The sequence below is a fragment of the Streptomyces sp. NPDC096012 genome (assembly GCF_040426375.1).
Classification (GTDB): Bacteria; Actinomycetota; Actinomycetes; order Streptomycetales; family Streptomycetaceae; genus Streptomyces.
The window spans coordinates 14,028-32,814 of the sequence record NZ_JBEOTD010000054.1 but is presented as its reverse complement, the minus strand read 5'-3'; the positions used below and the strand labels follow the sequence as shown (position 1 = coordinate 32,814).

Genomic DNA, 18,787 nt, shown 5'->3' with positions numbered 1-18,787 from the left:
CACAGCGGCAGCGTCGAGCACATGCTGCGCCAGGTCACGCCCGGACGCTACGACGCCTACGAGGCCCTGCTGCACGCCCTCGCCACCCCGTCCTCCGGCCAGATCTGGATGCTCCTGTGGCACGGCCAGGCCGGCTCCCCGGACGCCCAGTACGGGGACATGGAGGTCGACGGCTTCCACTACGCCCCCTGCGTGACCTCCGCCCAGGAGCTGTCGGCCAGTGGCTGGAACCGGTCCTACGAGGTCGTCGACGGGCTCGACGTGGCCCGCACCCTCTACCCGGACCACTACGGCCTCTGGCTCAACCCGCACGCCCGCGGAGGCGGCGTCGGCATCCCCTGGCTGGATCTGCGCCGCATCGCCACCGGCCTGGACCGCCAGCCCGCCGGGCCGCTCCGGGTCACCGAACCGGGCATCGAGATCCCGCAGTTCTACGCCCTGCTGACGCAGAACGCCCACCGCACCCCGGCCCTGCGTTCCCTGCGCCGCGCCTGGGTGCAGCCGACGCTCGGGGTGCCGTACCTCACCATCGGCCTGGACCTGTACGACACCTCGCCCGCCGCGGTGGACTCGGTGCGCGCGATGATGCAGCAGTCGGTCGGGGCGGTCCCGGAGGGTCTGCCGGTGTCGACGGTGGCGATGACGGACGAGTACGACCCGGTGGTGATGTGGCTGCGGGCCAACGCCCGTCCCTTCTACGACCGCGAGGCCCACGCGGCCCCGGCCCCGCCCCAGGCCCCGGCCGCCGGCTACGGCTATCCGCCGGTGCACGGCGGCTACTGAACAACTGTTTGCGTGCCCCGCTCCCTGGCTCCGAAGCGGAGAATTCGCACAGACAGCGCCCTTCTGCGCGCATAGACGCTGGTCGAACGTCCCGAGCCGCGCAAATTCGCCACTTTGTCGCAACTGACCTGTGTTCGGAGCTCGTTACCCACTGTTCGGATAACGGAACCCCTCACACTGCATCACGGTTGCGCATACTTTCGCCGTCAGGCCTGGCGGGTGATCACAGCCACGCTGAAGACTCGCGACTCAGACACGAGGTCGAGACCTCATGTTCGATGGCAAGTCGACAAAGCCGCAATCCGCGGCAGGCGCAGGCCGGTCACCACCGGCGAGAGGGGTCGCTCACCGTGACCGCACCGATCGAGACCACCGGGGCGGCAGCCGAGGCACAGCCGGAGGCTGTGCTGCAGGGTGCCGGAAAGGGGCAGATCGAGGGTCGTTCCCTGGGCAAGATCGCCTGGACCCGCTTCAAGAAGGACAAGGTCGCCGTCGCTGGTGGCGTCATCGTGATCCTGCTGATCCTCCTCGCGATCCTCTCGCGCCCGATCCAGGCCATGTTCGGCTTGGACCCGAACGCGTTCCACCAGGACCTGATCACCCCTGACACCTCGCTGCCGAAGGGCAGTTGGGGCGGCATGAGCCTCGACCATCCGCTCGGTGTGGACCCGAAGTTCGGCCGTGACATCGCCACCCGTGTCCTCGAGGGCTCCTGGGTGTCGCTGGTGGTCGCCTTCGGCGCGACGATCCTGTCGAACGTGATCGGCGCGATCATGGGCGTCGTCGCGGGCTACTACGGCGGACGGGTCGACTCGGTCATCAGCCGGCTGATGGACACGTTCCTTGCCTTCCCCCTCCTGCTGTTCGCCATCGCGATCTCCGCCACGCTGCAGGGCGGCGCGTTCGGCCTCAACGGACTGCCGCTGCACCTGAGCGTGCTGATCTTCGTCATCGGCTTCTTCAACTGGCCCTATCTGGGCCGGATCGTCCGTGGCCAGACCCTCGCCCTGCGCGAACGCGAGTTCGTTGACGCCTCCAGGGGCATGGGCGCCAAGGCCCCGTACATCCTGTTCCGGGAACTGATGCCGAACCTGGTCGGCCCGATCATCGTCTACTCGACGCTGCTCATCCCGACCAACATCCTCTTCGAGGCGTCCCTCAGCTACCTCGGCGTCGGCATCCAGCCTCCACAGGCCTCCTGGGGCGGCATGCTCCGTGAAGCGGTCACCTACTACCAGGTCGACCCTCAGTACATGATCGTCCCTGGTCTCGCCATCTTCGTGACCGTCCTGGCCTTCAACCTGCTGGGCGACGGTCTCCGTGATGCTCTCGACCCCCGCAGCCGCTGACGCCTGCCACCGAGAGCCCGAAAAGTTTCCGACAATGGAGGGGAAAGCGCCCATCATGCGAAGGTCAGCGCTGGCCGCGATCGCGGCCATCGGCTCCGTCAGTCTGCTTCTCGCAGGCTGCAGCAAGGCCGATGACAACAAGAACGAGAACGGCACCAAGTCGGCCGGGGCCAATGCCGCGACCAAGGGCGTCGTCAACGCGTCAGACAAGAAGGGCGGCACGCTCACCTACGAGCTGTCGGACGTCCCGGACTCGTTCGACCCGGGCAACACGTACTACGCCTACATGTACAACCTCAGCCGTCTGTGGGCCCGCCCGCTGATGACCTTCCAGCCCGGCGCGGGCGAAAAGGGCAACACGCTGGTCCCGGACCTCGCGGCCGGCAAGGGCGTGTCGAGCGACGGCGGCAAGACCTGGACGTACAAGCTGCGTCCGGGCCTCAAGTACGAGGACGGCTCGCCGATCACCTCCAAGGACGTCAAGTACGCCGTCGAGCGCTCCAACTTCGCGCGTGACGTGCTCTCCCTCGGCCCGAACTACTTCCAGCAGTTCATGGCCGGCGGTGACAAGTACAAGGGCCCCTACAAGGACAAGAGCGACAAGGGCCTGTCCTCCATCGAGACGCCGGACAACACCACGGTCGTCTTCCACCTGAAGCAGGCCTTCCAGGAGTTCGACTACCTGGTCGCCGCCCCGCAGACGGCTCCGGTGCCCAAGGCGAAGGACACGGGCGTCGATTACGTCAAGCACATCATCTCCTCGGGCTCGTACAAGTTCCAGAGCTACGAGGACGGCAAGCAGGCAGTCCTCGTGCGCAACGAGAACTGGGACGCCAAGACGGACCCGCTGCGCAAGCAACTGCCGGACAAGATCGTCGTCAAGCTGAAGGTCAACCCGGAGACCGTCGACCAGGACGTGCTGGCCGGCGACGCGATCGACCTGGCCGGTACTGGTGTCCAGGCCTCCACCCAGGCCAAGGTGCTCACCGACGCTGCCATGAAGGCCAACACGGACAACACCTACGGTGGCCGTCTGGTCTACCTGGCGATCAACACCCAGGTCGCGCCGTTCAACAAGGTCGAGTGCCGTAAGGCCGTCCAGTACGCGATCGACAAGGTCTCGGTGCAGACGGCCGAGGGCGGCCCGATCCGCGGTGACGTGGCCTCCACCGTCCTGCCGCCCGACATTCCGGGTTACACCAAGTCCGACGTCTACGCCACCACCGGCAACAAGGGTGACGTCGCCAAGGCCAAGGAGCAGCTGAAGGCCTGCGGCAAGTCGTCGATCTCGACGAACATCTCGGCCCGCTCGGACCGTCCGCAGGAGATCGACGCCGCCACGGCGATCATCAATTCGCTCAAGAAGGTCGGCATCAACGCGACCCTCAAGCAGTACCCGTCCGGCAAGTACTTCACCGACTACGCGGGTGTGCCGAAGTTCACCAAGAAGCAGAACATCGGCCTGGAGATGATGCAGTGGGGTGCCGACTGGCCCTCCGGCTACGGCTTCCTGCAGCAGATCCTGAACGGCAAGGCGATCAGCCAGTCCGGTAACACCAACCTGTCGCAGTACGACGACAAGGACGTCAACACCCTGCTGGGCAAGGCGATCGGCACCCAGGACGCAGCCGAGCGCAACAGCCTTTACACGCAGATCGACAAGAAGACCATGGACGATGCCGTCCTCGTCCCGCTGACCTACTTCAAGGTCCTGCTGGCCCGCCCGCAGAACTACACCAACCTGGTTTCCACGGCGGCCTTCAGCGGTCAGTACGACTACCTCAACATCGGCGTCGCGTCGAAGTAGCAGCCCCGGAAGGCAGGTGAAGGCATTGGTGCCCGCGGGCTTCGCGGCCCGCGGGCACCAGCGCCGGTCCCCGTGATCTCGTACATCCTCCGCCGGACGTTCGCGGCAGTGATCCTGCTGCTGGTCGTCTCCGCGGTCACCTTCGCCATCTTCTTCCTGCTGCCACGGCTCGTCGGCCAGACAGCGGACCAGCTGGCGCAGCAGTACATCGGCAAGAGTCCGTCACCGGCGGACATCGCCGCTGTCAAGCACAACCTCGGTCTGGACCAGCCCGTCTACGTCCAGTACTGGCACTTCATCAAGGGGATCGTGGCCGGCGCCACCTACGACCTCGGCCCCACCACGGTGCACTGCGACGCACCGTGCTTCGGCTATTCCTTCAAGAACCACCAGGCGGTCTGGCCGGAGCTCACCTCACGTCTTCCGATCACCCTCTCCCTCGCCGTGGGCGCCGCCGTGCTGTGGCTGCTCTCGGGCGTGGTGGCCGGTGTCGTTTCGGCACTGAAGCCGCGCTCGGTGCTCGACCGGGGCTTCATGGGCATCGCGCTCGCCGGCGTCTCGCTGCCCATGTTCTTCACGGGCAACCTGGCGATCCTGCTCTTCGAATACCAGTGGCCGATCTTCGGCAAGACCTACATCCCGTTCACCGAGAACCCCTCGCAGTGGGCCAACACACTCTTCCCGGCCTGGTGTTCGCTCGCCCTGCTGTACTCCGCCATCTACGCGCGGCTCACCCGCTCGGGCATGCTGGAGACGATGAACGAGGACTTCATCCGCACGGCCCGGGCGAAGGGCCTGCGTGAGCGCACCGTCGTCACCCGACATGGACTGCGCGCCGCCCTCACGCCGATCATCACCGTCTTCGGCATGGACATCGGTCTGCTGCTCGGCGGTGCCGTGATCACCGAGTCGGTGTTCTCGCTACCCGGCATCGGCCAGTACGCGGTACAGGGCATCACCGACAACGACCTGCCCAAGATCCTCGGCGTGACCCTGCTCGCCGCCTTCTTCGTCGTCATCGCAAATCTCCTGGTGGACGTGCTCTACGCCGCCGCCGACCCGCGGGTGAGGCTCTCGTGACCGAACTCTCCAACTCCGGTGCCGCCGTAGGGGAGCCCGTCTCCCCCCGCAAGGCGCCCGAGGCCTTCCTCGAGGTTCGCGACCTCAGGGTGCACTTCCCGACCGACGACGGCGTGGTCAAGTCCGTCGACGGGCTCAGCTTCGCGCTGGAGAAGGGCAAGACCCTCGCCATCGTCGGCGAATCCGGCTCCGGCAAGTCGGTCACCTCGCTGGCAGTCATGGGCCTGCACAGACTCGGCGCGCGCGGCAAGAACGTGCGGATGAGCGGCGAGATCTGGCTTGACGGCAAGGAACTGGTCGCCGCCGCCCCGGCCGAGGTGCGCAAGCTGCGCGGCCGCGAGATGGCGATGATCTTCCAGGACCCGCTGTCCGCGATGCACCCCTACTACAAGATCGGCGACCAGATCGTCGAGGCCTACAGGGTGCACCACGACGTCAGCAAGAAGGTCGCCCGCAAGCGCGCCATCGAGATGCTCGACCGGGTTGGCATCCCCGAGCCCGCCAAGCGTGTCGACGGCTACCCGCACGAGTTCTCGGGGGGTATGCGCCAGCGCGCCATGATCGCCATGGCGCTGGTGAACAACCCCGAGTTGCTCATCGCGGACGAGCCGACCACCGCTCTTGACGTGACCGTCCAGGCGCAGATCCTCGACCTGATCCGGGATCTGCAGAAGGAGTTCGGCTCCGCGGTCATCATGATCACCCACGACCTGGGAGTGGTCGCCGAGATCGCCGACGACGTCCTCGTGATGTACGGCGGCCGTTGCATCGAGCGCGGTCCGGCCGACGAGGTCTTCGAGCAGCCGCAGCACCCCTATACCTGGGGCCTGCTCGGCTCGATGCCCCGCATCGACCGTGAGACTTCCGAACGGCTCATCCCGGTCAAGGGTCAGCCGCCGAGTCTCATCAACGTCCCCTCGGGCTGCGCCTTCCACCCGCGCTGCCCGTACGCGGACATCCCCAAGGGGAACGTCACCCGAACGGTGCGCCCCGAGCTGGAGCAGGTGAACGGCGGCCACTGGTCCGCCTGTCACCTCTCGGCGGAGGACCGTCAGCGGATCTGGACCGAAGAGATTGCGCCGAAGCTGTGAGTGAGACCAAGAAGACGGACGAGGCCGAGGCCCTGATCCCGCAGCAGGCGCCGGCTCCCGACGACGCCGCGGCGGAGCGTGAGGTGCTGCTCCGGGTTGAGCGCCTGACCAAGCACTTCCCGATCAAGAAGGGCATCCTGCAGCGCCAGGTCGGCGCCGTGAAGGCCGTCGACGGCATCGACTTCGAGGTGCGCAAGGGCGAGACCCTGGGCGTGGTCGGCGAGTCGGGCTGCGGAAAGTCGACCATGGGCCGGGTCATCACCCGGCTGCAGGACCCGACCGGCGGCACGATCACCTTCGAGGGCCAGGACATCACGCGGCTCAGTACCGGGCAGATGCGTCCGTTGCGCCGCGATATCCAGATGATCTTCCAGGACCCATACGGCTCCCTGAACCCCCGTCACACCATCGGCTCGATCGTCTCGGCGCCCTTCCGGCTGCAGAACGTCGAGCCCGAGGGCGGGGTGAAGAAGGAGGTCCAGCGCCTCCTGGAGCTGGTCGGTCTGAGCCCCGAGCACTACAACCGCTACCCGCACGAGTTCTCCGGCGGTCAGCGCCAGCGCATCGGCATCGCCCGCGCGCTCGCGCTCAAGCCGAAGCTGGTCGTTGCGGACGAGCCGGTGTCGGCGCTGGACGTGTCGATCCAGGCGCAGGTCGTCAACCTCATGGACGACCTCCAGCAGGAACTCGGTCTGACCTACGTCATCATCGCGCACGACCTCTCCGTCGTCCGGCACGTCTCGGACCGGATAGCGGTGATGTATCTGGGTAAGATCGTCGAGCTGGCGGACCGCAACGCGCTGTATGAGGCACCGATGCACCCGTACACCAACGCGTTGATGTCAGCCGTGCCGGTGCCCGACACCCGGCGCCGGGGGCAGAAGAGCGAGCGCATCCTGCTCCGCGGTGACGTGCCGTCCCCGATCGCCCCGCCCTCCGGCTGCCGCTTCCACACCCGGTGCTGGAAGGCGACCCAGATCTGCAAGACGACCGAACCGCAGCTCCTGGAACTGAAGCCCGGCCAGCGGGTGGCCTGCCACCACCCGGAGAACTTCGCCGACCAGGCCCCGCAGGATACGGTCCTGCTGTCGGCGGCGAAGGAGGCCATCGAGCTGGTCCCGGACGCGGTCATCGCCGCCGCCGCTCCGGCGGAGCAGGAGCCCGCGCAGGCGCAGCCGGCGGAGAAGGAGCCTGCCGAGGAGCAGCCCGCGGAGAAGCCGTCCGCGGCGAAGGAGTCCGCCGAGAAGCCGTCTGCGGCGAAGGAGTCCGCCGAGAAGCCGTCCGTGGTGAAGGCGGCGGAAGAGCAGCCCGTGGCGAAGGAGTCCGTGGAGAAGCCGTCCGCGGCGAAGGCGGCGGAAGAGCAGCCCGCGGAGAAGCCGTCCGCGAAGGAGTCCGCGGAGAAGCCGTCCGCGGTGAAGGAGTCCGCGGCGAAGACCGGTCCCGGTGCGAAGAGCGCCACGGAGCCGGCCGCCACCGACGCCGACGGCTCCGCCGGGGAGACGGCGGACGAAGGCACGGCGGACGAGGGCGCGGCCGGGTCCCCGGAGTCGAACGGCAAGTAGTGCAGACGCGAGTTGCACATGACGACTAAGTAAAGTCATGTACATGTTCGGGCGGGAGAGCGCAGAGTCGTCCGTGTCAGTCCACTGACCGGCACATGCTCGAAAGGGACGACTCATGGCACTCTCCCGTTCGGCACGTCTGGGGGCCCTCGCCACCGCGACGGCCTCCTTCTTCGTGATCGCGGCCTCCTCCGCCCCCACCCCCGGCGCGCCCGGCATCGGCGACCCCTACTTCCCCCGGCTCGGCAACGGCGGCTTCGACGCCCGCCACTACGACCTGAACCTCTCCTACGCCCCGGACACCGGCCGCCTGGACGGCCGTACGACCCTGCGCGCGCGGGCGACCCGGAACCTCTCCTCCTTCGACCTGGACCTGCAGCAGTTGCAGGTCAGCGGGGTCGAAGTCGACGGCAGAAAGGCGCGGTTCACGCGGGACGGCGACGAGATCACCGTCACCCCGCGCGACGACCTGCGTGAGGGCCGGGACTTCACCGTCTCCGTCACCTACGGCGGGATACCCGAGGCGCTCGGCGGCCCCATCGTGTTCGGCTCCCGGTACGGCTGGATGAAGACGGCCGACGGCGTCTTCGTCGCCTGCGAGCCCAACGCCGCCTCCACCTGGTTCCCCTCCAGCGACCACCCCTCCGACAAGGCCACCTACGACATCCGGATCAGGACGCCCAGGGGCCTGACCGCCGTCTCCAACGGCCGGCTCGTGTCGGCGTACGACAAGCACGGCTCGACCTACACCCACTGGCGCGAGAGCAGGCCGATGGCCACCTATCTCGCCACCGCCACCATCGGGAAGTTCGACGTGCGCACCGGGCGGACCCCGGGCGGCACCCCGATCTACGTCGCCGTCGACCCCGTCCTGAAGGACGCCAACGGCGTCGACGTGTACGCCGTCACGGCCGCCGCCACCGACTACTGGTCGCAGGTCTTCGGCCCGTACCCGTTCGAGGAGACCGGCGCGATCGTCGACGACATGCCCGAGGCCGGCTTCTCGCTGGAGGTGCAGAGCAAGCCCGCCTACTCGGCCGTGCGCAGCGAGACGACCATCGTGCACGAGCTGGCCCACCAGTGGTTCGGCGACTCGGTGAGCGTGGCGCAGTGGAAGGACATCTGGCTCAACGAGGGCTTCGCCACCTACGCCCAGTGGCTGTGGGCCGAGCACCAGGGCACCCGCTCCGCCCACGACTCCTTCCTGGCCGGCTACAACTCGCGGCCCGCCGACTCCTCCTTCTGGCAGATAAAGGTGGCCGATCCGCAGCGGGACACGATGTTCGCCTCCGCCGTCTACCAGCGCGGCGCGATGACCCTCCAGGCGCTGCGCGAGCGGATCGGCGACACCGCCTTCTTCAAGCTGCTGCCCGCCTGGACGAAGCTGCACCGCTACGGCAACGCGAACACCGCCGACTTCATCCGCCTCGCCGAGCAGGTCAGCGGCCGGCAGCTGGACGATCTGTTCGACACCTGGCTCTTCACGACAGGGAAACCCACCCTGTGAGCCTGGCTTTGTAAGGTTCAGGCCCCGCGACAGGTGAGAATGTCAGGGTGCTCCAGCAACTTTTCAGTCCCTCCGTCCAGCACACGCTCGATGTCATCGGCATCTTCGTGTTCGCGATCTCCGGCGCGCTGCTCGCCGTCCGGAAGAACTTCGACGTCTTCGGCATCGCCGTCCTCGCCGAGGTCACCGCGCTGGGCGGAGGACTGTTCCGCGACCTGGTCATCGGGGCCGTGCCGCCGGCCGCCTTCACCGACCTCGGGTACTTCCTCACCCCGCTGTTCGCCACGCTCGTGGTCTTCTTCCTGCACCCGCACGTGGAGCGCATCCAGGCGGCGGTGCTGGTCTTCGACGCGGCCGGCCTCGGCCTGTTCTGCGTGAGCGGTACGACGAAGGCGTACAGCTTCGGCCTCGGGCTGACCGCGTCGGCGACGCTGGGCCTCGCCACCGCCGTCGGCGGCGGCGTGCTGCGGGACGTACTCGCCAACGAGGTTCCCTCGCTGCTGCGCTGGGACCGCGACCTGTACGCGGTCCCGGCGATCGTCGGCGCCACCATGGTCGTGCTGTGCATCCGTTACGGCATGCTGACCCCGTTCACCAGCGGGCTCGCGGTCGTCACGGCCTTCGTCCTGCGGCTGCTCGCGATGCGGTTCCACTGGCGGGCGCCGCGCGCGTGGAACCGCCGTTCGACCGTGACCGAGGAGTAGACCCGGCGAGGGCCGCCGTGGTCCGGGTGACCGCACCGGTGGCCCCGGTGGGGGAGCGGTCCGGGCCCGCGGCCGGCTCCCGGCCCATCGTGAGGGTCAGCCAGCGGAAGGCCGCGGGGACCTGCGGCCGCCACAGCGCCATGGTGTGGCCGCCCGCGCTGCGCGGCAGGAACACCACGTGCACGCGGGTCGGCGCCTTGGCGACGGACTCCAGCGCCACGCCCGCCTGGTAGCCGTCCCCGGGCTCACCGGAGAGGTACAGCGCTGTCCGGGGCGGCACGGGCGCCTTCTTCAGCAGCAGATAGGGATTGTTCCGGGCCCGCAGGGCGGGGGTCCGGGCGGCGAGCGAGCCGGGTTCGCCGACCGGGTCGTTGTACCCGGACATGCTCACCGCCGCCCGGTAGCGGTCGGGGTGCGCCACCGCCAGCTTCACCGCGCAGTGGGCGCCGGCCGAGTACCCGGCCACCGCCCAGCCCCGGGGCGCCGGCTGGGCCCGGAAGTTGTCCGTGACCATCTTCGGCACGTCGATGCTGAGCCAGCTGTCGGCGTTGACCCGGCCCGGGATGTTGGCGCAGCCCGTGTCGGCCCCGGCCACCAGGTTGGTGCGCGGCGCGACCAGGATGAACGGCGCCACCTGCCCGGTCCGCATCAGCGGCAGCAGCTGCTCGTGCGCCGCCAGCGCCCCGAACCAGGCCTTCGCCGAGCCGGGGTAGCCGGGGAGCAGCTCCACCACCGGGAACCGGCTGTGCCGGTGCGCGGGGTCGTCGTACTGGGGCGGCAGCCAGACGTAGACCTCGGCGTTCACGCCCGAGACCCGGCCCTCGAGCCGGGTGACGCGCACCCCTCCGGCCGCGTCCATGCCGGGCCCGCGGGCCGGTCTGAAGGTCTGCTCGACCCTGGGCAGCCGCTGCACCGCTATGCCGCCCGTGCCGTCCGGGCCGAGGTCGGCGGCCCGCTGGACGTGGTTGCCGGTACCGAGCAGGTCGGCCCAGCCGTCGTACAGGTTGTTCTGGTTGTTGACGAGCACGAAGACCAGGGTGATGGCCGTACCCTGGGCGAACAGCAGCATCAGTACCCGGGCCGCGAGCCGGAGCGGCCTGGGGCCGCGCAACCGCGACCACAGGAAGAGCGGCAGCACGAGGGCGACCGCGGCCAGCACGACGGTCGTGTAGAGGAACGGGGTCCCGGTGAGGCTCATGTCTCACTAGAGGGGAATCGGCGCCTCCAGGTTCTGGACGTGTCCGGACACTTGCCGAGAAATTGCCGACACCCCGCACCCGGAGGCTCGCTCGTCCCGCCTGGCCCTGCCGGCCCTCTGGGCCCTCTGGCCCCTCTCGGCCCTCCCGCCCCCGGCGGCCCCCGGTCCCGTCCGCCGTCCGAGCCCCGCCGTCCGACGGCCGCTGCCGCAGCAAAAGCTACCGCTCAGTAATTTCCTGTTGTACCGTTCATCCATGTCAGAAGCAGCCTCCGCCGCCTCCACCGCTCCCGGCTTCCGAGCGGGGGGAGCCCCATCGCGGGCGACGATCGGCGACAGCGAGTTCGACCGCGACACCTCGGTCACCCGGCGCGAGCCCGGCGTCTACGACATCGACCTCTCGGCCGGCTGGACCATCATCAGCGCCGTGAACGGCGGCTATCTGCTGGCCGTGCTCGGCCGGGCCCTCGCGGACACCCTGCCGCACCCTGACCCGTTCACCATCTCCGCGCACTACCTCACCGCCTCCCAGCCCGGCCCGGCGGTCGTCCGCACCCAGACGGTCCGCACCGGCCGCACCCTGTCCACCGGCCAGGCCTCGCTCCTGCAGTACGACGACGAGGGGCGCGAGGTGGAGCGCATCCGGGTCCTCGCCTCCTACGGCGACCTCGCCGCCCTCCCCGACGACGTCCGTACGACGGCGACGCCGCCCGCGATCCCGCCCATGGACCGGTGCTTCGGCCCCGACGACTCGCCCGCCCCGGTGCCGGGCAGCTCGGCGATCACCGAGCGCCTGATGCTCAAGCTGGACCCCGCCACCCTCGGCTGGGCCCTCGGCGCCCCCACGGGCAAGGGCGAGATGCGCGCCTGGTTCGGCCTGGCCGACGGCCGCGACGCCGACCCCCTCTCCCTGCTGCTCACCGTGGACGCCCTGCCGCCCACCGCCTTCGAGATCGGCATCAAGGGCTGGGTCCCCACGGTGGAACTCACCGTCCACGTCCGGCACCGCCCGGCTCCCGGCCCGCTGCGGGTGTCCATCACCACCCGCAACCTGGCCGGCGGCTTCCTGGAGGAGGACGCCGAGGTCTGGGACAGCGAGGACCGCCTGGTCGCCCAGTCCCGCCAGCTGGCCCGGGTCAGGCTCGGCTGAACCACCCGGCGCACCCGGCCCGGCCCCCCTTCGGCCGCCGTCCGCCGCCGCCCCGCACGACTCAGTCGCGCCAGTGGCTGCGGCCGATGCTGATCAGCCGCAACTGCCGGGTGGCGAGCTGCGTCACCCGTTCGCGCTCCTCCTCCGGGGCCTCCAGCGCCTCCAGGAACAGGGAGGCGGTGATGAGCATCTGGTCGACGTAGAGGTGCGCCAGCATCAGCAGGTCGTCGTCGTCCCAGCCCGCGGCCTCGGGGTCCTTGGCCAGTTCGGCCTTCACCTCACCGGCGAACCGGGCGAGTTGCTCGCGGATGGCCTCGCGAACCGGCTGCACGCCGCCGTGCCGCTCCCGGGCGATGAAGCGGACGTGCGCCGGAAACGCCTCGACGTGACGCGCGATCAACTCGACGGCCCCCGCGATGCGTTCCTCGCTGTCACCCGTCGTGGACACCGTCGTCCGCACCATCGGGTGCAGACTGCCCAGCGCCTCGTCGACCAGGGCGACCCCGAGATCCGCGGTCGAGCGGAAGTGCCGGTAGAAGGCGGTCGGGGCGACACCGACGGCCCGGGTGACCTCGCGCAGACCCAGGCTGCTCAGGCTCTGTTCCTCCAGCAGGGCGAGTGCCGCGTCGAGGAACGCCTGCCGGGTCTTCTGCTTCTGCGCCTGCCGGATGCCGAGGGTGTGACTCATGTCATCCAGTTAACAACTGTTCTCCGTAATTGAAAAGCCGTGCGGCGCGCTAGACTCGAAGTCAGTGAACAACTGTTACTACAACTGTTCACCCAGACTTCACACCGGCCGAACACGAGGTATCCCGAGGGGGGATCCGATCTCATGCTGTTCCTCGTCGCCGCACTGATGCTGCTCGGAGTCGTGATGGGCACCGTGGCCCACGTGCCGCTGGACGTCAGCGCCGTCATGGCCGTCGTGATCGCCGTCTGGCTCGGCGTCTTCGCGCTCAGGGAGCGCCACGGCCGCCGTCGCCGCACACCGGCCAACTGACCGTCGCCCGAGACCTCAGGAGCTGAGCACCATGCAACTCACCGCACCGGCAACCGACCGCACCGCCGTCGGCACCGAATCCGGCACCCGTACGCGTTCGCGTGACGCCGACGGCATGGCCGTGGCGTCCTTCATCCTCGGCCTGCTCGGACTGCTCGTCCTCAACCTCTTCCTGGGCCCCATCGCCATCGCGCTCGCCGCCGTCGCCCTGTGGCGCGGCACGGCCCGCCGCGGCCGCGCCTACCTCGGCCTGGCCCTGGGCGTGGCCGACCTCGCGGTCCTGGTGGCCGCCATGCAGACGGCCCACACGGTCTCCTGGAGCCTGTGAGCGACGACCGAGGTGTGTGGCCGCCACCGGACGCCCCGGCTCGACGGCACCCCCTCGGCGCCGAGGGCGGCCGCCGGGGACCCGTAGAATCGGGCGCACCATGGCTTACCTCGACCACGCCGCCACGACCCCGATGCTCCCGGAGGCGGCAGAGGCACTGACCGCCCAGCTGAGCATCACCGGCAACGCGTCCTCCCTGCACGCCTCCGGCCGCCGGGCGCGCCGCACGGTCGAGGAGTCCCGCGAGACGCTCGCGGAAGCGCTGGGCGCCCGTCCCAGCGAGGTCGTCTTCACCTCGGGCGGCACCGAGGCCGACAACCTCGCCGTGAAGGGCCTGTACTGGTCCCGCCGCGCCGCTGATCCGGCCCGCACCCGCATCCTGGTCAGCCCCGTCGAGCACCACGCCGTCCTCGACGCCGTGCACTGGCTCGGCGAACACGAGGGCGCCACGGTCGAGTACCTGCCCGTCGACTCCTGCGGCCGCGTCCACCCCGAGGCGCTGCGCGAGGCCATCGGCCGCAATCCCGGCGACGTCGCCCTCGCCACCGTGATGTGGGCCAACAACGAGATCGGAACGGTGCTGCCGGTCCGTGAACTCGCCGACGTGGCGGCCGGGTTCGGAGTACCGCTGCACTCCGACGCGGTCCAGGCCTTCGGGCAGGTGCCGGTCGACTTCGCCGCCTCCGGCCTCGCCGCGATGACCGTCTCCGGACACAAGGTCGGCGGCCCGTACGGCATCGGGGCCCTGCTGCTCGGCCGCGAGTACACCCCCGTCCCCGTCCTGCACGGCGGGGGTCAGGAGCGGCACGTCCGCTCCGGCACCCTCGACGTCCCGGTCATCGCCTCCTTCGCCGTCGCCGGCCGTATCGCGGCCGAGCGGCGCGCCTGGTTCGCGCGCGAGATCGGCGCCCTGCGGGACCAGTTGGCCGACGCCGTCCGGGCCGCCGTGCCGGACGCGATCCTCGGTGGTGACCCGGCGCCCGAGGGGCGCCTCCCGGCCAACGCGCACTTCTCCTTCCCGGGGTGCGAGGGCGACTCCCTGCTGCTGCTGCTGGACGCCCAGGGCATCGAGTGCTCCACCGGCTCGGCCTGCACCGCGGGCGTCGCCCAGCCCAGCCATGTCCTGCTCGCCACCGGCGCCGACCCGGACCTGGCCCGCGGCACCCTGCGCTTCTCCCTCGGCCACACCTCCACGAAGGCGGACGTCGAGGCGGTCGCCAAGGCGATCGGTCCGGCGGTGGAGCGGGCCCGGGCGGCGGGGCTCAGCTGAGACACGGAACGACCTACGAGGCGGGTTCCCTTCGCCGGCATGGTCCGGATCAGGTACTGGGGGTCGCCGTCCGGTCCTATGCCAGCAACCCTTCGGCCTCTCAGTTCGAGCGTCGACGTCGGCACCAGCGGAGACCGTGTGTCTCTCGCTGAAGTCGGCTACTCCGCTTGAACTCCCTCACTCGTCTCGCAGGTCTTGGGTTCAGAATAAAACGCCTCACAACGGACAAAAAGGGCTTCGCTCTTGATTTTTTTCCCGGTCAGGTCCCGGTCGTGCGCGCCCGCCCCACCAGCCCCAGATACCGCTGCCAGTCCCAGTGCGGCCCCGGGTCGGTGTGGTCCGTGCCCGGCACCTCCGCGTGGCCGATGATGTGCTCGCGGTCCACCGGTATGCCGTACCGCCCGCAGACCGCCGCGGTCAGCCGCGCCGAAGCCGCGTACATGGCGTCCGTGAAGGAGGAGGCGTCCGCCACGAAGCCCTCGTGCTCGATGCCCACACTGCGCTCGTTGACCAGCCGGTCGCCCGCGTGGAAGGCCACGTCCAGTTCCCGGATCAGCTGGGTGACCCGCCCGTCCTTGCGCACGATGTAGTGCGCGGCCGCCCCGTGCGCCGGGTCCTGGAACACCCTCACCGCCGACGCGTAACCACCCTGCGTCACGTGCACGACCACCCGGTCCACCCGGTAGTCGTCCGGCCGGTCCGCCCGCCGGTAGTTCGCCGGCGAGGCCGCCACCCAGCGGGCGCCCCGGAAGTCCACCGCGCCCGCCACCCGCGGCCGGTCGACCCCGGGCAGCCGCCACCACAGCCGGGACAGCTCGTCCCGGGCCAGCACCGCCGTGCCCACCGCGGCCGCGGCCCCGCCGGCCAGCAGCGCACGCCGCCCCAGCCGCCGGTCGCCGTCGCCCCTCGCGCCCTTCGGTGCCTGCGCGCGGCCCTCGCTCGCCCCCATACGACCTCCAACGGATATCCGGCCGACCCGGTTCCCGCGCCCCCGTACCCTGGAAGGGCTATGACTGACACCCCGCAGCGCACCCGCCCCCTCCGCGTCCTCGCCGCCATGTCCGGCGGGGTCGACTCTGCCGTCGCCGCCGCGCGTGCCGCGGAAGCCGGTCACGACGTCACCGGCGTCCACCTCGCGCTCTCCGCGAACCCGCAGTCCTTCCGTACCGGCGCGCGGGGCTGTTGCACCATCGAGGACTCGCGCGACGCCCGCCGCGCGGCCGACGTCATCGGCATCCCGTTCTACGTCTGGGACCTCGCCGACCGGTTCCGCGAGGACGTCGTCGAGGACTTCGTCGCCGAGTACGAGGCCGGCCGCACGCCGAACCCGTGCCTGCGCTGCAACGAGAAGATCAAGTTCGCCGCGCTGCTCGACAAGGCGCTGGCCCTCGGCTTCGACGCCGTCTGCACCGGCCACTACGCCAAGGTGGTCGTGGGCGAGGACGGATCCCGCGAGCTGCACCGCGCCTCCGACATGGCGAAGGACCAGTCGTACGTCCTCGGTGTCCTGGACGACCGGCAGCTCGCCCACGCGATGTTCCCGCTCGGCGACACGGTCACCACCAAGGACGAGATCCGCGCCGAGGCCGAGCGCCGGGGCCTCGCCGTGGCCAAGAAGCCCGACTCGCACGACATCTGCTTCATCGCCGACGGCGACACCCAGGGCTTCCTGGCCGAGCGGCTCGGCAAGGCCGAGGGCGACATCGTCGACGAGGACGGCAACCGCCTGGGCGGGCACGAGGGCGCCTACGGCTTCACCATCGGCCAGCGCAAGGGCCTGCGCATCGGTACCCCGGCCGCCGACGGCAAGCCGCGCTACGTCCTCGACATCTCGCCGGTCACCAACACGGTCACCGTCGGCCCGGCCGCCGCCCTCGACGTCACCGCCCTCACCGCGATCAAGCCCCGCTGGTGCGGCACCGCCCCGGCGGGCCCCGGCACCTACACCGCCCAGCTGCGGGCCCACGGCGGCGAGACCGAGGTCACCGCCGAACCGGTCGACGGCGGCCTGCGCGTCACGTTCACCGAACCGGTCCGCGGCGTCGCACCCGGCCAGGCGATCGTGCTGTACGACGGCACCCGCGTGGTCGGCTCGGCGACGATCGCGTCCACCACGCGCGCGACGGCCGCGGCGCTCTAGAGGCGCTCGCCCCCGGCGGCCCGGGCCGCCGGGCCGCCCGTCGGCCCTGCTAGCCGGCGAAGAACTCCGTCAGCACCGGTCCCAGGACGTCCGGCTCCACCACGTGCGTCTGGCCCTCCAGGACCCGGTACGTGCCCCCGGGCACCGTCTCCGCCACCGCGCGGGACGCCTGACGCAGGAAGTCCGGGCTGGCACCGCCCGCGACACTGAGCACGGGCACGGAGATCCCCGCGAGCACCTCCCGGGGGAGCAGGCCGTCACCCATGACCGCGTCGTCGTAGGCGAGACTCGGCGCCACGGCCTCCATGCCGGACCACATGGGCGACTGGCGGGCGCGCTGGATCATCTCCTCGCCCAGGCCCGTCAGACGCAGGAACAGCTCCACCGCGTCCCCGCGCCGGCCCTCGCCGAGCGCCTCGGTCAGCTGCTCCTTGTACGCGGCCTCCCGCTCGGCGCCGCCCTCGAGGAAGTCGGCGAACGGCACCTCGTACACGGCGACCCGGGCGACCGGCAGCCCGCTCGCCGCGGCCCGAAGGACCAGCGCGCCGCCCGAGGAGACCCCGAACAGCGCCGCCTGCGCGCCCACCGCGTCGATCAGCGCGGCCAGGTCCTCGACCTCCCTAGCGACCTCGTACGGTGGCGTGTCGCCGCTCGCGCCGCGGCCCCGGCGGTCGTAGACGACGGCCGTACAGCGCTCCGCGAGCCGCTGGGCCAGGGGCGCCACGGTGCCGCCGGTGGACATCGCGCCGCTCACCAGGATCACCGTCGGCCCCTGACCGGTCACTTCGTACGCGAGACGGGTGCCGTCCCGGGAAGTCGTCTTCTTGTCCATGGCCGTGCAGACTGCCGCACGGCACGGAACTCATCGCGTCACGACACGGCGTCGGCGCTCAAGACACCTCGGGTTCGTAGAAGCACAGGTGATCTTGGATCCGCGCCACCTCCGGCTTCGGATCCGGGTACGCCCAGACCAGATCCGGCGCCTCCGGCAGCGACCAGTAGGACGCCGTGCCCTTGAAGGGGCAGACGGTGTGCGTGCCGGAGGGGGTCAGCAGGTCGAGTCGCACGTCCTCGGCGGGGATGTAGTACCGCACCGGACAGCCCGTCTCGCGCAGCAGCAGGGCGCGGTCGCTCTCCGCGAGGACCCGGCCGCCGCGCACCACGCGCACGTGCCGCTCGCTGGGCTCAATGGTGATCGTGTGTCCTTGGCTCATACCGGGAGAGCACCGGGCGGCCCGCTCTTCTTCCCGCGCACGCCCCGGGTCGTACGGTGGTCACCATGAACATCTGCGTCTTCCTGTCCGCCGCCGACCTCGACGAGCGTTACACCCGCCCCGCGCGCGAGTTCGCGGAACTGATCGGCAAGGCCGGCCACACCCTGGTCTGGGGCGGTTCCGACGTCGGCCTGATGAAGGTGGTCGCCGACGGCGTGCACGAGGCGGGCGGCCGGCTGCTGGGCGTCTCCGTGGAGTTCCTCTCGAACAAGGCACGCCCCGGTGCGGACGAGATGCTCATCGCCGGTGACCTCGCCGAACGCAAGAGGCTGCTGCTGGACAACGCCGACGCCGTGGTCGTCATGGTGGGCGGCACCGGCACGCTCGACGAGGCCACCGAGATCCTGGAGCTGAAGAAGCACGGCCGCACCACCAAGCCGGTCGTGCTGCTGAACACCGCCGGCTTCTACGACGGCCTGCAGGAGCAGTTCCGCCGCATGGAGGCCGAGGGCTTCCTGCCGCGGCCGCTGGCCGACCTGGTCTTCTTCGCCGAGGAGCCGGCCGGCGCCCTGGCCCACCTGGAGGAGCAGCTCGGCGTCCACTGATG

At 70.2% G+C, this 18,787-nt stretch carries 19 protein-coding genes; 14 read left to right on the top strand and 5 right to left on the bottom strand.

What is annotated here, in order from left to right:
- Positions 1-21 precede the first annotated feature (21 nt).
- From ABVB68_RS33705 to ABVB68_RS33670, 8 genes are all read left to right on the top strand, one after another.
- Positions 22-783, top strand: coding sequence for an enhanced serine sensitivity protein SseB C-terminal domain-containing protein (locus ABVB68_RS33705; protein ID WP_503006475.1), 762 nt, complete (start codon positions 22-24; stop codon positions 781-783).
- A 350-nt stretch (positions 784-1,133) separates the two neighbouring features.
- Complete coding sequence (locus ABVB68_RS33700; RefSeq protein WP_353604998.1) at positions 1,134-2,132, top strand: ABC transporter permease; 999 nt, start codon at positions 1,134-1,136, stop codon at positions 2,130-2,132.
- Positions 2,133-2,187: 55 nt separating this feature from the next.
- A complete protein-coding gene (locus ABVB68_RS33695) occupies positions 2,188-3,939 on the top strand; it encodes an ABC transporter substrate-binding protein (protein ID WP_503006469.1) in 1,752 nt (583 codons plus the stop codon).
- Positions 3,940-4,011: 72 nt separating this feature from the next.
- Positions 4,012-5,019 (top strand): ABC transporter permease, encoded by a 1,008-nt coding sequence (locus ABVB68_RS33690; RefSeq protein WP_353604996.1) that lies wholly within the window; start codon positions 4,012-4,014, stop codon positions 5,017-5,019.
- Entirely contained in the window at positions 5,016-6,110 is a 1,095-nt protein-coding gene (locus tag ABVB68_RS33685; RefSeq protein WP_353604995.1) for an ABC transporter ATP-binding protein, read from the top strand. The genes ABVB68_RS33690 and ABVB68_RS33685 overlap by 4 nt, the downstream gene beginning before the upstream one ends.
- A 32-nt stretch (positions 6,111-6,142) precedes the next feature.
- A complete protein-coding gene (locus tag ABVB68_RS33680; protein WP_503006473.1) occupies positions 6,143-7,672 on the top strand; it encodes a dipeptide ABC transporter ATP-binding protein in 1,530 nt (509 codons plus the stop codon).
- Between the two features lie 115 nt (positions 7,673-7,787).
- Positions 7,788-9,179 carry a M1 family metallopeptidase gene (locus ABVB68_RS33675; RefSeq protein WP_353604993.1) on the top strand — a complete coding sequence of 464 codons (1,392 nt, stop codon included), beginning with the start codon at positions 7,788-7,790 and terminating at the stop codon, positions 9,177-9,179.
- Between the two features lie 47 nt (positions 9,180-9,226).
- Positions 9,227-9,883: a trimeric intracellular cation channel family protein gene (locus tag ABVB68_RS33670; protein ID WP_353604992.1), complete on the top strand. Its 657-nt coding sequence runs from the start codon at positions 9,227-9,229 to the stop codon at positions 9,881-9,883.
- Here ABVB68_RS33670 and ABVB68_RS33665 read toward each other — a convergent pair.
- On the bottom strand, positions 9,792-11,081 hold the full coding sequence (locus ABVB68_RS33665; RefSeq protein WP_353604991.1) for an alpha/beta hydrolase: 1,290 nt from the start codon (positions 11,079-11,081) through the stop codon (positions 9,792-9,794). The genes ABVB68_RS33670 and ABVB68_RS33665 overlap by 92 nt on opposite strands.
- A gap of 253 nt (positions 11,082-11,334) precedes the next feature.
- Between ABVB68_RS33665 and ABVB68_RS33660 the strand changes: the two genes are divergently transcribed.
- On the top strand, positions 11,335-12,228 hold the full coding sequence (locus ABVB68_RS33660) for a thioesterase family protein (RefSeq protein WP_353604990.1): 894 nt from the start codon (positions 11,335-11,337) through the stop codon (positions 12,226-12,228).
- 61 nt (positions 12,229-12,289) lie between these two features.
- Here ABVB68_RS33660 and ABVB68_RS33655 read toward each other — a convergent pair whose 3' ends face one another.
- Complete coding sequence (locus ABVB68_RS33655; protein ID WP_353604989.1) at positions 12,290-12,916, bottom strand: TetR family transcriptional regulator; 627 nt, start codon at positions 12,914-12,916, stop codon at positions 12,290-12,292.
- Positions 12,917-13,060: 144 nt separating this feature from the next.
- Here ABVB68_RS33655 and ABVB68_RS33650 point away from each other — a divergent pair, with 144 nt between their 5' ends.
- The 3 genes from ABVB68_RS33650 (at position 13,061) to ABVB68_RS33640 (ending at position 14,826) form a co-directional block, all read left to right on the top strand.
- Complete coding sequence (locus tag ABVB68_RS33650) at positions 13,061-13,228, top strand: hypothetical protein (protein WP_353604988.1); 168 nt, start codon at positions 13,061-13,063, stop codon at positions 13,226-13,228.
- A 31-nt stretch (positions 13,229-13,259) separates the two neighbouring features.
- Positions 13,260-13,556, top strand: coding sequence for a DUF4190 domain-containing protein (locus tag ABVB68_RS33645; RefSeq protein WP_353604987.1), 297 nt, complete (start codon positions 13,260-13,262; stop codon positions 13,554-13,556).
- 100 nt (positions 13,557-13,656) lie between these two features.
- On the top strand, positions 13,657-14,826 hold the full coding sequence (locus ABVB68_RS33640) for a cysteine desulfurase family protein (protein ID WP_353604986.1): 1,170 nt from the start codon (positions 13,657-13,659) through the stop codon (positions 14,824-14,826).
- A 259-nt stretch (positions 14,827-15,085) separates the two neighbouring features.
- On the opposite strand, the gene ABVB68_RS33635 is transcribed toward ABVB68_RS33640, so the two are convergent.
- Positions 15,086-15,775: an N-acetylmuramoyl-L-alanine amidase gene (locus ABVB68_RS33635; protein ID WP_353604985.1), complete on the bottom strand. Its 690-nt coding sequence runs from the start codon at positions 15,773-15,775 to the stop codon at positions 15,086-15,088.
- A gap of 60 nt (positions 15,776-15,835) precedes the next feature.
- Here ABVB68_RS33635 and mnmA point away from each other — a divergent pair, with 60 nt between their 5' ends.
- A complete protein-coding gene (mnmA, locus tag ABVB68_RS33630) occupies positions 15,836-16,966 on the top strand; it encodes a tRNA 2-thiouridine(34) synthase MnmA (RefSeq protein ID WP_353604984.1) in 1,131 nt (376 codons plus the stop codon).
- A gap of 49 nt (positions 16,967-17,015) precedes the next feature.
- On the opposite strand, the gene ABVB68_RS33625 is transcribed toward mnmA, so the two are convergent.
- The gene (locus tag ABVB68_RS33625; protein WP_353604983.1) at positions 17,016-17,798 is read right to left on the bottom strand and encodes an alpha/beta fold hydrolase; all 783 of its coding nucleotides are present in this window, start codon (positions 17,796-17,798) and stop codon (positions 17,016-17,018) included.
- 58 nt (positions 17,799-17,856) lie between these two features.
- A complete protein-coding gene (locus tag ABVB68_RS33620; RefSeq protein ID WP_353604982.1) occupies positions 17,857-18,180 on the bottom strand; it encodes a DUF427 domain-containing protein in 324 nt (107 codons plus the stop codon).
- Positions 18,181-18,245: 65 nt separating this feature from the next.
- On the opposite strand from ABVB68_RS33620, the gene ABVB68_RS33615 reads away from it, so the two are divergent.
- The gene (locus tag ABVB68_RS33615) at positions 18,246-18,785 is read left to right on the top strand and encodes an LOG family protein (protein ID WP_353604981.1); all 540 of its coding nucleotides are present in this window, start codon (positions 18,246-18,248) and stop codon (positions 18,783-18,785) included.
- The last annotated feature ends 2 nt before the right edge of the window (positions 18,786-18,787 follow it).

Excerpts from the sequence above, each read along its gene's own strand:
- ABVB68_RS33640 (WP_353604986.1), top strand. The coding sequence starts at position 13,657 with ATGGCTTACCTCGACCACGCCGCCACGACCCCGATGCTCCCGGAGGCG.
- ABVB68_RS33675 (WP_353604993.1), top strand. The coding sequence starts at position 7,788 with ATGGCACTCTCCCGTTCGGCACGTCTGGGGGCCCTCGCCACCGCGACG.
- ABVB68_RS33705 (WP_503006475.1), top strand. The coding sequence starts at position 22 with ATGCTGCGCCAGGTCACGCCCGGACGCTACGACGCCTACGAGGCCCTG.
- ABVB68_RS33665 (WP_353604991.1), bottom strand. The coding sequence starts at position 11,081 with ATGAGCCTCACCGGGACCCCGTTCCTCTACACGACCGTCGTGCTGGCC.
- ABVB68_RS33660 (WP_353604990.1), top strand. The coding sequence starts at position 11,335 with ATGTCAGAAGCAGCCTCCGCCGCCTCCACCGCTCCCGGCTTCCGAGCG.
- ABVB68_RS33620 (WP_353604982.1), bottom strand. The coding sequence starts at position 18,180 with ATGAGCCAAGGACACACGATCACCATTGAGCCCAGCGAGCGGCACGTG.
- mnmA (WP_353604984.1), top strand. The coding sequence starts at position 15,836 with ATGACTGACACCCCGCAGCGCACCCGCCCCCTCCGCGTCCTCGCCGCC.
- ABVB68_RS33650 (WP_353604988.1), top strand. The coding sequence starts at position 13,061 with ATGCTGTTCCTCGTCGCCGCACTGATGCTGCTCGGAGTCGTGATGGGC.
- ABVB68_RS33625 (WP_353604983.1), bottom strand. The coding sequence starts at position 17,798 with ATGGACAAGAAGACGACTTCCCGGGACGGCACCCGTCTCGCGTACGAA.
- ABVB68_RS33635 (WP_353604985.1), bottom strand. The coding sequence starts at position 15,775 with ATGGGGGCGAGCGAGGGCCGCGCGCAGGCACCGAAGGGCGCGAGGGGC.
- ABVB68_RS33615 (WP_353604981.1), top strand. The coding sequence starts at position 18,246 with ATGAACATCTGCGTCTTCCTGTCCGCCGCCGACCTCGACGAGCGTTAC.
- ABVB68_RS33695 (WP_503006469.1), top strand. The coding sequence starts at position 2,188 with ATGCGAAGGTCAGCGCTGGCCGCGATCGCGGCCATCGGCTCCGTCAGT.
- ABVB68_RS33655 (WP_353604989.1), bottom strand. The coding sequence starts at position 12,916 with ATGAGTCACACCCTCGGCATCCGGCAGGCGCAGAAGCAGAAGACCCGG.
- ABVB68_RS33645 (WP_353604987.1), top strand. The coding sequence starts at position 13,260 with ATGCAACTCACCGCACCGGCAACCGACCGCACCGCCGTCGGCACCGAA.